Source organism: Psychroserpens damuponensis (assembly GCF_000826655.1).
In the GTDB taxonomy this organism is placed as follows: Bacteria; Bacteroidota; Bacteroidia; order Flavobacteriales; family Flavobacteriaceae; genus Psychroserpens; species Psychroserpens damuponensis.
Genome location: NZ_JXJO01000004.1, coordinates 83,823 through 97,524, shown reverse-complemented (window position 1 = coordinate 97,524; position 13,702 = coordinate 83,823). Strand labels below are relative to the sequence as shown.

The window sequence follows — 13,702 nt, the reverse complement described above, 5'->3', positions numbered from 1 at the left end:
AATGTAAAATTACAAAAAACCAATGTGACAATATTTCATAGTTTTGTTAAATGGAGAGCATTTTGCTAATTACTTTTTAATATGAGCAATAATCAAGAACAATTTAAGTATTCAACAAGTGTCATTGTGTATCCTTTGATTTTTGTACTATCCATTTGGATCGTGTTTTGGATGCAAGTACGATTTTTTCCTAAGATAAAACGATTAGGTGTTTATCCGCAGGAGGTTGAAGGATTGTTAGGTATTTTTACGAGCCCGTTTATTCACGCAGATTTTGAGCATTTGTACCATAACAGTATTCCACTATTTATATTATCTGTAGCGCTTTTTTATTTTTACCGAAAAATCTCATGGAAGGTTTTGTTCTTTGGTATTTTACTTTCAGGCTTATTTACTTGGGTTATTGGTAGACCAGCAAACCATATTGGTGCTAGCGGGTTGGTTTATGTGTTGGTTAGTTTTATCTTTTTTAAAGGGATATTTGCAAAACATTTTAGATTAATTGCGTTATCATTAATTGTTATTTTTCTCTACGGAAGTATGATATGGTACGCATTTCCAATTAAAGAAGGCATGTCTTGGGAAGGGCATCTTGGAGGATTACTCTCAGGATTATTATTTGCTATTATTTTTAGAAAAGCCATTGCAAAACCTGAACGTTATATTTGGCAGCAACCCGAATATAATGAAGAAGACGATCCTTTTTTAAGGCAATTTGATGAAAACGGTAACTTTTTTGAACTTGAAACGCCTGAAGTGGAGGAGGAGCACATTTCCGAAGAAATCAAACCTCATATTACTTATACTTTTAAAGAGAATAAAAATGTTGACGATGTTGATTAACGACGCTGTCTAACTGCTTCATATAAAAATGCACCACAAGCTACAGATACATTTAGCGACTCAATATCTCCTAAAATAGGTAGCTTTGCTCTTTCATCAGAAACTTTTAAAACTGAAGGATTAATACCTTTTCCTTCTGATCCCATAATGATAGCACATGGTTCTGTAAACGAAACATCATAAACCGTATTATCTGTTTTTTCGGTAGCTGCGATAACTTTTATTCCGCTGGCTTGCATATAAAAAACAGCATCTTTAATATGGTCAACTTTACAAATAGGAATTTTAAAAATAGCGCCTGCACTCGTTTTTATAGCATCACCATTTACAGGAGCACCACCTTTTTTTTGGATAATAATACCAGAAACACCTGTGCATTCTGCAGTACGAACAATGGCTCCAAAATTACGAACATCACTTAATTGATCCAATAATAGAAATAATGGTGTTTTGCCAGATTCCATAACCTTCGAAACTAAATCTTCAATATCATGAAATGTAATTGGCGCAATTTGAGCTATTGCACCTTGGTGATTTCCTTTTGTTAATCGGTTTAACTTTTCTACAGGTACATATGAACTATTTAAACGTTCTTTTTTTAGTAACTGTTCTAGCTCAGTAAATAGCTCGCCACGTAGACCTTTTTGTAAAAATATTTTATCGATATTTTCACCAGATTTAATAGCTTCAATAACCGCTCTAATACCAAAGATAGTTGTTTCCTTTTCCATGGGCCAAAGGTATAAAAAAACCATCCTAAAAGTAGAATGGTTTTAATGTAAATAATATTAGATATTTAATTTTTTATTAATCTCTTTTCTTCTAATGATAATCTATAGTCTGAAAATCGACCTTGTGCAATTTGAGCATTATTACTATCTGTAATGGTATACGTGTTGCCATTTTTTTCTACGGAAAAAGATGTTATTGCGTTTCCGTTTCCATCATTGAGTCCACCATCATTTAAAGGGAAAAGTGAAGATAAATCAACAGATTCAAAAAACACACCATCCTTCATAAACTCTATAGACACAGGTATATTGTTGCTGTCTATTGATGTATTTCCGTTTGCTGTCCAAAAACTTGCATCGATGGTATATGTGCCATCAGCATCTGAACTTAAAATTATGAGTTGTTCTGGGCAATTGTTATAACTAGTTTGTATGTAGTTACCATCATATATTAGCTCTAAATCTAAATCTAAACCAGCATCAATATCACAAGGGTCTGCACCACTATCTAAATAATCACCAGCCCAATTTAAATTTGCTATCAAATCATTACCAACATAGTCATTAATGATTATGCTAATGTCTTCCTGTATGGTTGCTTCCATTAAAGATGTAGCCGATAACCTTAAGTTGATAGTTTCGGTTCCTTCCTGTATAAAATCTTGAAGTGTTTCAATATTTAGTTCAATGGTTTCGGTAAATGCAGGGAAAGAGGCTATATAACCTGATCCTCCTTGATATCCATATTCAAAATATCCAGATTCAAACCATGTTGGGTAAGGCACTTCAATAGCATCAAATAGAACTCTATCATAGAATCCATCACCTGTTGTGGCATCTCCATTGGTTGGATTTGCTGTAACAACGGGATTTCCGTCTGTATCTAGAATATCAATCCTAATATCTATTTTTTCAGAAACACCATATTCTACATCTAATGTAAATACAGCAATTTCTCCTTCAGTAACAGTAACAGAATTATTTAAAATTGTTAATGCTGGTTTGCCGCGTCTAGCAATTGAATCATCATCTTCACATGAAAAAGTACAGAGACTTAACATGAATACTATAATTAACGGGTAACTGATTTTTTTGTTTATATTTTTCATATTATTTCTTTATTAAAGAGGTGTGTAAACTGAAACTCCATTTTCGGTATATGCTTCACAAAACCATGAGATTGTAATCACACCTGTATTAGGATTTACTGAATTGACTCCTCCAGATAAAGGGATTACTGTTCCCCATTGATCGGTTTGACCAGTCCAAGAGATGTCTCCACAATTTTCTATAAACTCGACATCAAAGCTTGTGGGTCCAGTTCCATAAGCTGCAACATATGGTCCTACAGTGTAAAGACCTCCCGAAAAATCTGTAACGTTATATAAACCGTCTCCTAAGTCTTCAATTTCTACATCCATAGTGTGTGTGCTAAAGTCTGGCAGAAAATCGTGATAGCCATAAGTTGTAGTTACACTGTAAAGGCCTCCTATGTCAGAAAAACAAATACCATTTATAGTAATTGTAAGGGTTTGAAATTGAGTGCCAACAGCCGCGTTGTTATCTGCAGATGTAATATTTAATATTAAAACCTTAGGGTTGTCGATATTTATGTTTTCAGAATAAAAATTAATATCGAGTGCTGCATATTCTCTGTTTTCTTCTATCGTGATAGATTGTGTGCTGTTCACGAAATCAAAATCGGTACCAGCGATTGCTGTTGAATTTGGGTCAACCTCAAAGTTTACTGTGATGTTTGGATTGTTCGAAAAATCATTTCCACCTAGTAAAACAATATTTTCACTGAATGTGTTTACGGCTCCATCTGTAAGGAAAGCAGGAGCTGCTTCGCTATTATTAAAACCTACAACGAAAGGAGTTGCAGCTAAATCAGCTTCTAATTGTTGAGGATCATCATCTATGTTACACGAGACCATAAGCCCAGTACTTAGAATTGTTATAAGTATATATTTTATTGTTTTCATTGTCTTTTTTTTAATTAACGTCCCAAAAAATTGAAGTATTGAATGCTGAATCTACATTTTGATTGTACTCACTAACATTTGCCGAATTCCCTGTATATTCTGAGGTTGGATACAATAATCGTATGGGTCTATTGGGTCTGTTTGTGATATCAGGTAAAGGCATATTGCTTGGGTAGCCTGTTCTAGTATATTCAATCCAAGTTTCGGCACCATTAGTGCCTCCTAAATCAATCCACTTTTGAGTAATGATTGCTTCCAGTTTATCTGCGGTACCATCCCAACCAATACCATTGACATCATTGGCTAGAGTAAGGTAATTATCAATTGAAGCGCCTAATCTGTTATGTGAGGATTGGATAGCGCTTTCAAAAAGATCTTTAGCGTTTCCTGAGGTTAATAAGCCTTTAAAGACGGCTTCAGATTGTAAGAAAAGGGATTCGGAAGCAGTCATGATATAACCATCTTGCTGAGGAGAGCTTAACAAACCAGGTCCAATTCTTGATGGCTGGTCTTCTCCTCCTTGAGTATTTCCTTGTATCGAACTTTGACCAGCCCTTACGGTATATAATCGTTGCAGCCTTGAATCTGAAACACCATTGGTTGTTCCATTTAACAGTTCAACTAAATAAGTTGTTGGGCCAGCTCTAAGGTTAGAGAATGTTTCATTAGCTGTATTTCCAAATTGTCCGGCTGCATAGCCAAAAGTTTCGGCAAAAGGATTCATACGATCGACTTCATCTGAATAACCAGGATTAATTGTGACGTTGTCACCTAAACCTAAAAATTCAACATTATTAAGTGATGCAAACTCGGTATTGAGTATGGCTTGTAAATCTGGAGTAGATTGTGCAGCATCAGACATACGTAATAATATTCTTAGCTTTAAGGTGTTTCCGAATTTAATCCACATGTTCATGTTTCCATTCATAATAACATCATTAGATCCCATTGGTATGGCAGTGCTTGTATTTGTATTTTGAATTTGATCTATAGCATCATTCACATCATTAATGAGCGCCACATATACATCTATTTGGTTATCATATTCAGGAAACAATAAGTCTCCTCTTTGATGAATGTCTGTAAAAGGAATGTCTCCATAAATATCTACTAAATACTGAAAATAGAATGTTCTGTAAATTTTAGATGCACCTTTAAAATAATCATAGTTATCATTATAGTCATTATTGATAATTTGTGTTAAGTTGCCTGTTCTTGCCATTAGGTTGTCCCAAATATCATCATAGAAATCTGTAGTTAATTGATATTGGAATTCTTCAAAATAAGGGGCTTGAACTTGTTGTGCATTACCAGACCAAGTGGCTAACATTGTATTACCTAGCTCATTCATGCTTGACATTAATGTTTCCGAAGGAACGGTAAATGCACCTGGCAGAATAACCTCTGGAGGTAATTGATCTATGACTACTCCATTTGGATCTTCATTAACAAGTACATCATTACAAGAAAATGTAAGAAATAGCAGTGTCAATGACAGTGTGTATTTTATAGTATATGATTTTTTCATTTTCTTAAAAGTTAAGTTTGACGTTCATTGAGTAAAATTTGGTAGGAGGTGTTTGACCGTAACCACCAATTCCTGATCCTATCTCAGGATCATTGTATCCTCTGTTTTCTTTTGGTAGTATAACAAGTAAATTTCTTCCGCTAACTCCAATAGATAAACCTTGAATAAAAGTATTTTCTAAAACGTTACTTGGTAGCGTATAACTTAGAGCAACTTCTCTTAGTTTTAATGCAGTTGCATCAAGAACAAAATTTTCATCTACACCTGTGAAATCTCCACTTTGAATAAATGATTGATATTGTGCATATGCCGTTGGCCCTCCATATGATGGACCAGTAAGTACGGTTGTGTTTGTTTCTCCAGAGCCAAGAACTGTGGAGTTAGGAAAAATAAAGTGTCCCCTTCCATTTTCCGCAGTAATAAAACTACGACCTTGTCCTGATAAATTATTATATATGCCAGAATAGAAAACGTGGCCTGTTCTAAAATCAGCGACAGCACTTAATCTAAATCCTTTGTAAGTTATATCTGTTCCGAAATTTAAAATATAGTCTGGTGTTGTTTTACCTAATACTTTTAATCCAGAGGCTGTTCTTGGTGAGCCATCAGGATTTAAAACAACTCTACCTTCGTCGTCTCGTTCATAAGCACTACCTCTTATTAAAGGAAATTCTTGACCTTGGATTGCATATATTCCTGGAGAACCGCTACCAAGTATATCTGCATCATCAGTGATTTTTGTTGCAATAGTTTCTTGTGCTGCATAACCAAAATTAAGGTTCCATCTTAAATTATCTGTTTTAATAGGTGTTAAGCCTAGGTCAATCTCATATGCATTTGTTTGGGTTTCACCTACATTAATACCTGCACTAAATACACTTGTTGCTGATGATACCGATGCACTCAGTATTTGATTGTCATTGGTGTAAAAAGAGTAACTTCCATCTAGTGTAATTCTAGGTATACCATTACGTTTTAGTAACTCTAAATTTAAATTAGCTTCTAAGGTGTTAATAAATTCGGGCTCGATGGCGTTGTCAAATGTAGATGACGGAATAATAAATGAGTTAACTCCACCAGAATATGGAAATGCAGAAGGTCTAAATCCTGTATCAAAAAGATCATGTGAATCTAGAGCTGAAATGTTTGCCGTCTTTACATAACCACCGGAGATTTTTATTTTATGTAGAAAGTCTGATTTTATATTTGGAAATGCTTTTGTTGGTATAAATGATGCTCCAACTGAATAATAGAAAAACCCTATATCACCAATTTTTCTACCTGCAGATTGTAATCTAGAATCCCATTCTTGGCGTCCAGTTAAGTTTAAAAATAAATAATCTTTATAACTTAAATCTATATTAGCAAAAACACCTTGTTGCCTACTTAAAGAGCTATAGTCTGAAACGGAAACACCACTTGAGATGTTTTCAACAGTGTATAATCCAGGAAGTGTTAAAAGATCTCCAGCTGTTGTTAATGAAAACCCTCTACTTTCTGTACTATTAAAACCTATTAAGGATTTTAGTTCGATGTCTTCAGTTAATCGATAATTAAAATTTGCGATTAGATCTGTGTATAGTGTTCTGCTGCTATTACTCGTGACACTTAATGATGACTGGATGTCTCTGCTATCACCTGTAACTGTGTATTCGGATACATACTCGTTTGCATATGAAAAGCTCTTTCCGCTATTGGTAACGACGTTGCTTCTCAGCACTGCACTAATATTGTCATTAAATTGGTAGGATAGTTCTGCTGATAAATCTGATCTTGTATTTTCTGAAATTGATCGTTGATTGTCTTTAACCCAATATGGGCTATTTCCAAAAGCTGTCCAGTGATCGCTATTACTTCCCGAATTAAAATCTGTTACGTTTATATCACTTGGTAATTGAGCCAATTCGGTATAAACACCACTTAAACGTACATTTCCATTATTATCAAATATAGTACTCGACACATTTTGATCCTCACTTGTAAAACGTGCATTACCTGAGATTGAAAATTTACCAAATGTTTTACCTGCGCTTAATGCAAAGAAGTCTTTTTTATAAGTGTCGTCAGGTATTATGCCATCAGTGTTTCTTCTATTGGCTGTTAGAGAATAAAAGCCTTCACTATCACCTCCTGAAAGTGTTACCGTATTTTGTATAGTGGTACCTGTATTAAAAAAGTCTTTCATATTATCCTTTTTGAATTCATAGGTGCTATATGTATAATCATTTACTGTAGGATATGGTATACCTATTGGCTGTATTGAACCATCATATTCTGGTCCCCAAGACCCTTGGTCAAAAGCATCAATTTCTCCCCAATATCCTTTGCCATATCTGTCTTGGAGTTGAGGTAAAAATCCAATCTTCTCTAAAGTAAGCGTAGACGAGTAGGAAATATTAAGCTTTCCTTTATTTTTGGTGCCCTTTTTTGTAGTGACAATGATAACTCCATTTCCTCCGCGAGACCCATAGAGAGCGGCTCCATTTGGTCCTTTTATGATGTTGATTGATTCTATGATTTCGGGATCCAAATCTGATAGTATTGTTGCCGAAGAAATAACATTATCAATAACAATTAGGGCAGAGTTTGAGCCTGATAACGATCGTGTTCCTCTCAATCTAATAGACGTAGAGGGATTTACTCCAGTATTGGTTGTGTTAATTTGTAGGCCAGAAACTTTACCCGCTAAAGATTGAACAGCATCTGGGTTGTTGGCAGATGTGATTTCTTCAGCTTTAAGATTTTCATAAGCAGTAGTGATCTCATCAGGTTTTCTTTTAATTCCAACAGCTGTTACAATGACTTCGTCTAAAGCATCTGCATCTTCAAGCATGGTAATATCAAGCGTGTTTGATTCACCTACTTTGACTTCTTGAGTTTTTAAGCCAATGTAAGAAAATACTAAAATGTCTCCTACATTTGCTTTAATAATATAGATGCCATCAAAATCAGTTTGCGTACCTGTTGTGGTGCCTTTAACTAAAATATTGACGCCAGGTAACGGTAAAGGGGTCTGATCTGATACAGTACCAGTAATTGTTTTTTCTTGCGCAAGCGTGAGTTGCACAGCTAACAATAAAAATAGTGTTAGCCCTTTATTAAGGGTTTTTTTCATATTTGAGAAAGATTTTGGTGGTTCACTCTCAAATTTCTTAATAAAAAGTTAAAAAAACAATAAAACCCTTATGTTTTTTGTTAAATTAACGAATAATTCATTTTTGTAGCCTTAATAATTAAAATGTTGTTGTTAAGCTTAGGTGAATTTTAGAATCAGATAATTTGAATTTTTGATTTTCGGTTTTTCCACTCGTGTAATTGAATCTAAATAAACCAGCTTTGGTAATTAAACCAAACCCAAATCCGAAACCAAATAGCTTTTCTTTTTGATTAGCTAATTGGTTTTCAAAATAAGCAGCATCAATAACTGAGTGAACGTAAATAGAGTTATTCAGTTTATATCTATATTCGGTATTTAAAGCAGCATATAAATTTGCGATCAAACTATTTTCTTCAAACCCTCTAATAGAATTTATGCCACCAAATCGAGGTAGTTCGTTTTCTAAATAAGTGTTAGAGACTAGGTAGTTAGAGCTAACCCTTCCGTAGATACTATTTTTATCATTAAGGTTAAATATTTTAAATGTATTAATATAAAAGCTAGATTGTTTTTCATCCATGTTCTCATAAGTCCTATTGCCAAAACCAGTGGAGATATCAAATAAAAGATTTATTGGAAACAGAGGGTCGAAGTTTTGTCGGTTTGTAAATGTGTAATTTATGACATATTGATTTGAATTATAATCTGTAATTAATGGAGAAGGTGTATCTAGAAGGTCTGTAGATTGTACTGAGGAAATTCCGGCTGAAATAATATGATTACTATTAATTTGGTAATTTAACTTAGCCGCTTGTGTTACCGTTACAAAAGATGAATCTCTTTTAAAAATATTCAAATTTAAATCAACACCTATTGGAGAGTTAAATATATATGGTGTTTGTAATTTTAAGTCAAAAGTTTGTTGTTCGTTTTCATCACTCTTATATAATAGTTTTAATGATTCACCGTAATTTAAATTATTAGTCAAATTTAAATCTAAATAGCCATCAAACTCAATCTTATTAGTGGTTTCATTTGTGCCAAAACCCAAAAAGCCGTCAAAAGTGTTGCTTCTAGATTTTTCTAGATACATATATAGTATGGTAGAGTCTTGAGAGAATAAAACTTCTGGTTCTCTAATTTGGTTTGCAAAAGGTAAATTGTTTAATAATTTGGTTTTCTTTTTAATATGATCTAAGCTAAAAGTTTGTCCGTTTTTTATTTTTAAATAACGCTTAATGTAAGATTTTGGGAATTTTTCGTAACCCTTTAATATAAATTTATCAAGAGTTCTAGCATTTAATTTAGACACAGATAAAGATCCCTTTAAGTTTAAATTATCAATTTTTTGGATATTCGTTATAATTAAGGAGCTAAATGGGTTGCCTTCATTAGCCATTTGAGTATTTATGAAATTCAATGTCTCTTCAATCTTTTCAATAGGAATAAGTAGAGTATTTGAATTATCTAAAAACCCTGTCAATTTCAAGATAGGCATGCTCACTAGTTCATTATGAGAAATTCTGATCGACTTGTATTTATTTTTTATACTGAAATGTGCCTGGTACGAAGAATCCGTCTTCTTTGTTAGCCTTAGTTGATCGGTTTCTAAGTAGCCTATTGTGATTAGTTTATTTCTTAGATTGGCAACTTCGGTTTCTAAAGATTTGAAATCCTGAAATGTTTTTTTGTAGCCCAAAGAATCTATAAGTGTTGTTTCATGTTCTGAAGACCCAATGCAGGTCAGGTTTAAGTTTTGACCAATGCAATATGTAAAACATGTTAAAAATAGGAGTGTAGTAAAAAGATGTTTTATTTTTGGCATCAAAGATTCTATTGTTCAAATCTAACGCAAAATTTTTAGCATTACTATATAAATGAAGAATTTGCTACAAAGAAAATGTTAGTTTATGGTTTATTGGTAAATCATATTACAAGATTTAATAAAATTTATATCTCTAATATTATATAGTAAAAAGCAGCGTTTTATTGTGGGTAATTTATGATTTAAAATACAGTGTTCTTAGTGTAGATTAAAAAACTTTCTAAAATTAACTAGCTGGTGTTTGAATAGTTAATAATTATTTCTACCTTTGCAGCCCTCTAAAGAGAGGATTTAATAAAAATTATATAGAAATATATGCCAACAATTTCACAATTAGTACGAAAAGGAAGAGCCAAAATAACCAAGAAGAGTAAATCGGCTGCTTTAGATTCGTGTCCACAAAGACGTGGTGTGTGTACTCGTGTTTATACAACGACACCTAAAAAACCAAACTCAGCAATGCGTAAGGTAGCAAGGGTTCGTTTAACAAACGGAAAAGAGGTTAATGCATACATCGGTGGAGAAGGACATAATCTGCAAGAGCACTCGATAGTATTGGTTAGAGGTGGAAGGGTAAAAGATTTACCAGGAGTTAGATATCACATCGTTCGTGGTGCCTTAGACACAGCAGGTGTTGCAGGTAGAACGCAACGTAGATCTAAGTATGGTGCAAAACGCCCTAAGAAGTAATTTAAAACTTTAAGAAGAAGACATGAGAAAAAGAGCAGCAAAAAAGAGACCGCTTTTACCAGATCCAAAATTTAACGACCAGTTAGTAACTCGTTTCGTTAATATGATGATGTGGGATGGTAAGAAGTCTGTCGCTTTTAAAGTATTCTATGATGCAATTGATATTGTAGAAGCAAAGAAAACTGACGAAGAAAAAACAGCTTTAGAAATCTGGAAAGATGCATTATCTAATGTTATGCCTCACGTAGAAGTGCGTAGTCGTAGAGTAGGTGGAGCAACGTTTCAAATTCCAATGCAAATTCGTCCAGATCGTAAAGTATCTACAGCTATGAAATGGTTGATTAGTTACTCAAGAAAAAGAAATGAAAAATCTATGCCTCAAAAATTAGCTGCAGAAGTTTTAGCAGCGGCTAAAGAAGAAGGAGCGGCTGTTAAAAAGAGAGTTGATACTCACAAGATGGCAGAAGCTAATAAGGCATTCTCTCACTTTAGATTTTAATTAGATATGGCAAGAGATTTAAAATATACAAGAAATATAGGAATTGCTGCTCATATTGATGCAGGAAAAACTACAACTACAGAACGTGTTCTTTATTATACAGGTGTTTCTCATAAAATTGGAGAAGTACATGATGGTGCTGCAACAATGGACTGGATGGAGCAAGAGCAGGAAAGAGGTATTACAATTACATCTGCTGCTACAACTTGTACTTGGAAGTTTCCATTGGAAAATGCTGAGCCAACTCCTACAACTAAAGATTATCATTTTAATATTATTGATACTCCAGGTCACGTTGATTTTACAGTAGAGGTAAATAGATCTTTACGTGTGCTTGATGGGTTAGTATTCTTATTTAGTGCAGTAGATGGTGTTGAGCCACAATCTGAAACTAACTGGAGACTTGCAGATAACTATAAAGTACCAAGAATAGGTTTTGTTAATAAAATGGACCGTCAAGGATCTGACTTTTTAGGTGTTTGTCAACAAGTAAAAGACATGTTGAAATCTAACGCTGTGCCAATCGTTTTAAATATTGGTGATGAAGAAGATTTTAAAGGTGTAATTGATTTAGTAAAAAACCGTGCTATTGTATGGCATGATGCAACTCAAGGAGCAACGTTCGATGTGATCGATATTCCTGAGGATATGAAAGAAGAAGCTCGTAAATATCGTGCACTTTTAATTGAAGAAGTAGCAAGTTATGATGAGAATCTTTTAGAAAAATTTATGGAAGATGAAGATTCTATTACTGAAGACGAAGTGCATGCTGCACTGAGAGCTGCTGTAATGGATATGGCAATTATTCCTATGATTTGTGGTTCTGCCTTTAAAAATAAAGGTGTACAGTTTTTATTAGATGCTGTATGTCGTTATTTGCCTTCTCCTACAGATAAAGAAGGTATTACAGGAATGAATCCAGATACAGAAAAAGAAGAATTACGTAAGCCTGATGTAAAGGAGCCTTTCGCAGCATTAGCATTTAAGATTGCTACAGATCCTTTTGTAGGGCGTTTAGCTTTCTTTAGAGCATATTCTGGTCGTTTAGACGCAGGATCTTATGTTTTGAATAATCGTTCAGGTAAGAAAGAACGTATTTCTAGAATTTATCAAATGCATGCTAATAAGCAAAACGCAATTGATTTTATTGAAGCTGGAGATATTGGAGCTGCTGTTGGATTTAAATCTATAAAAACAGGAGATACGCTTTCAGATCAAGAACATCCTATCATTTTAGAGTCTATGGACTTCCCAGATCCAGTAATTGGTATTGCGGTTGAGCCTAAGACTAAAGCTGATGTAGATAAATTAGGTATCGGATTAGCTAAATTAGCAGAAGAAGATCCAACGTTTACAGTACGTTCAGATGAAGCTTCAGGACAAACAATTATTTCTGGAATGGGAGAATTACACTTAGATGTAATTGTAGATCGTTTAAAGAGAGAATTTAAAGTTGAAGTTAATCAAGGTCAACCTCAAGTAGAGTATAAAGAAGCAATTACAGCTTCTGCAGATCACAGAGAGGTTTATAAAAAACAATCTGGTGGTCGTGGTAAATTCGCAGATATCGTGTTTACGATTGAACCAGCAGAAGAAGGACAAGTAGGACTTCAATTTGAATCTGTAATTAAAGGTGGTAACGTTCCTAAGGAATTTATACCTTCAATTGAAAAAGGATTTAAAATGGCAATGGTAAATGGACCATTAGCAGGTTTCGAAGTGGATGCTATGAAAATTACTTTAAAAGATGGTTCTTATCATGATGTCGATTCAGATCAACTATCTTTTGAATTAGCTGCCAAATTAGGGTTTAAAAATGTTGCTAAAGCAGCTAAAGCCGTAATTATGGAGCCAATTATGAAGCTTGAAGTTATTACTCCTGAAGAAAATATGGGAGATATAGTTGGAGATTTAAATAGAAGAAGAGGTCAAGTTAGTGATATGGGAGATAGAGCTGGAGCAAAAACTGTGAAAGCTACTGTGCCATTATCTGAAATGTTTGGTTATGTTACCACATTAAGAACATTATCTTCAGGTCGTGCAACATCTACAATGGAATTTTCACACTATGCAGAAACACCTAAGAATATATCTGAGGAAGTAATTGCGGCTGCTAAAGGAGTTGAATCGTAAATCTTAATAAAATGAGTCAAAAAATCAGAATAAAATTAAAATCTTACGATCACAACTTAGTGGATAAGTCTGCTGATAAGATTGTAAAAACAGTAAAAAGTACTGGTGCTGTTGTAACTGGACCAATTCCATTACCAACGCACAAAAAGATTTTCACTGTATTACGTTCACCACACGTAAACAAGAAGTCTAGAGAACAATTTCAATTAAGCTCTTATAAGCGATTACTTGATATTTACTCTTCATCTTCTAAAACAATTGATGCTTTAATGAAACTTGAATTACCAAGTGGAGTTGAAGTAGAGATTAAGGTGTAAGTCATCTATTGCTAGATTTAAGTTAGCAAAGTACATGTCCTGAGCTGCGAGCAA

11 protein-coding genes are annotated in these 13,702 nt (G+C 33.9%); 5 read left to right on the top strand and 6 right to left on the bottom strand.

All coding sequences use genetic code 11. The features are described from left to right. The first annotated feature begins 81 nt into the window (after positions 1 to 81). Positions 82 to 843 carry a rhomboid family intramembrane serine protease gene (locus TD29_RS02805; protein ID WP_040278757.1) on the top strand — a complete coding sequence of 254 codons (762 nt, stop codon included), beginning with the start codon at positions 82 to 84 and terminating at the stop codon, positions 841 to 843. Here the strand turns inward: TD29_RS02805 and rlmB are convergent. The 6 genes from rlmB to TD29_RS02775 form a co-directional block, all read right to left on the bottom strand. Further along, the gene (gene rlmB, locus TD29_RS02800) at positions 840 to 1,574 is read right to left on the bottom strand and encodes a 23S rRNA (guanosine(2251)-2'-O)-methyltransferase RlmB (RefSeq protein WP_040278756.1); all 735 of its coding nucleotides are present in this window, start codon (positions 1,572 to 1,574) and stop codon (positions 840 to 842) included. The two genes, TD29_RS02805 and rlmB, sit on opposite strands and share 4 nt — an antisense overlap. Before the next feature lie 65 nt (positions 1,575 to 1,639). Beyond that, positions 1,640 to 2,683, bottom strand: coding sequence for a hypothetical protein (locus tag TD29_RS02795; protein WP_040278754.1), 1,044 nt, complete (start codon positions 2,681 to 2,683; stop codon positions 1,640 to 1,642). 12 nt (positions 2,684 to 2,695) lie between these two features. After that, positions 2,696 to 3,559, bottom strand: coding sequence for a hypothetical protein (locus TD29_RS02790; protein ID WP_040278752.1), 864 nt, complete (start codon positions 3,557 to 3,559; stop codon positions 2,696 to 2,698). 10 nt (positions 3,560 to 3,569) lie between these two features. Beyond that, entirely contained in the window at positions 3,570 to 5,087 is a 1,518-nt protein-coding gene (locus TD29_RS17795) for a SusD/RagB family nutrient-binding outer membrane lipoprotein (protein ID WP_052466954.1), read from the bottom strand. 4 nt (positions 5,088 to 5,091) lie between these two features. Beyond that, positions 5,092 to 8,202, bottom strand: a complete 3,111-nt coding sequence (locus TD29_RS02780; protein WP_040278751.1) for a SusC/RagA family TonB-linked outer membrane protein — start codon at positions 8,200 to 8,202, stop codon at positions 5,092 to 5,094. 118 nt (positions 8,203 to 8,320) lie between these two features. Then, positions 8,321 to 10,009 carry an outer membrane protein assembly factor gene (locus TD29_RS02775; RefSeq protein WP_241485198.1) on the bottom strand — a complete coding sequence of 563 codons (1,689 nt, stop codon included), beginning with the start codon at positions 10,007 to 10,009 and terminating at the stop codon, positions 8,321 to 8,323. Positions 10,010 to 10,324: 315 nt separating this feature from the next. Between TD29_RS02775 and rpsL the strand changes: the two genes are divergently transcribed. From rpsL to rpsJ, 4 genes are read left to right on the top strand one after another with little or no spacing between them, the layout of a single operon-like run. After that, a complete protein-coding gene (gene rpsL, locus TD29_RS02770) occupies positions 10,325 to 10,699 on the top strand; it encodes a 30S ribosomal protein S12 (RefSeq protein WP_010181934.1) in 375 nt (124 codons plus the stop codon). 22 nt (positions 10,700 to 10,721) lie between these two features. After that, the gene (gene rpsG / locus TD29_RS02765) at positions 10,722 to 11,198 is read left to right on the top strand and encodes a 30S ribosomal protein S7 (RefSeq protein ID WP_028871100.1); all 477 of its coding nucleotides are present in this window, start codon (positions 10,722 to 10,724) and stop codon (positions 11,196 to 11,198) included. 6 nt (positions 11,199 to 11,204) lie between these two features. Next, positions 11,205 to 13,331 (top strand): elongation factor G, encoded by a 2,127-nt coding sequence (fusA, locus tag TD29_RS02760; RefSeq protein WP_040278749.1) that lies wholly within the window; start codon positions 11,205 to 11,207, stop codon positions 13,329 to 13,331. Positions 13,332 to 13,342: 11 nt separating this feature from the next. Next, complete coding sequence (gene rpsJ, locus TD29_RS02755; RefSeq protein WP_007650482.1) at positions 13,343 to 13,648, top strand: 30S ribosomal protein S10; 306 nt, start codon at positions 13,343 to 13,345, stop codon at positions 13,646 to 13,648. Positions 13,649 to 13,702: the final 54 nt, after the last annotated feature.

Bases quoted from the DNA above. Each gene is read 5' to 3' on its own strand.
- TD29_RS02805 (WP_040278757.1), top strand. From the start codon at position 82: ATGAGCAATAATCAAGAACAATTTAAGTATTCAACAAGTGTCATTGTG.
- rlmB (WP_040278756.1), bottom strand. From the start codon at position 1,574: ATGGAAAAGGAAACAACTATCTTTGGTATTAGAGCGGTTATTGAAGCT.
- TD29_RS02795 (WP_040278754.1), bottom strand. From the start codon at position 2,683: ATGAAAAATATAAACAAAAAAATCAGTTACCCGTTAATTATAGTATTC.
- TD29_RS02790 (WP_040278752.1), bottom strand. From the start codon at position 3,559: ATGAAAACAATAAAATATATACTTATAACAATTCTAAGTACTGGGCTT.
- TD29_RS17795 (WP_052466954.1), bottom strand. From the start codon at position 5,087: ATGAAAAAATCATATACTATAAAATACACACTGTCATTGACACTGCTA.
- TD29_RS02780 (WP_040278751.1), bottom strand. From the start codon at position 8,202: ATGAAAAAAACCCTTAATAAAGGGCTAACACTATTTTTATTGTTAGCT.
- TD29_RS02775 (WP_241485198.1), bottom strand. From the start codon at position 10,009: ATGCCAAAAATAAAACATCTTTTTACTACACTCCTATTTTTAACATGT.
- rpsL (WP_010181934.1), top strand. From the start codon at position 10,325: ATGCCAACAATTTCACAATTAGTACGAAAAGGAAGAGCCAAAATAACC.
- rpsG (WP_028871100.1), top strand. From the start codon at position 10,722: ATGAGAAAAAGAGCAGCAAAAAAGAGACCGCTTTTACCAGATCCAAAA.
- fusA (WP_040278749.1), top strand. From the start codon at position 11,205: ATGGCAAGAGATTTAAAATATACAAGAAATATAGGAATTGCTGCTCAT.
- rpsJ (WP_007650482.1), top strand. From the start codon at position 13,343: ATGAGTCAAAAAATCAGAATAAAATTAAAATCTTACGATCACAACTTA.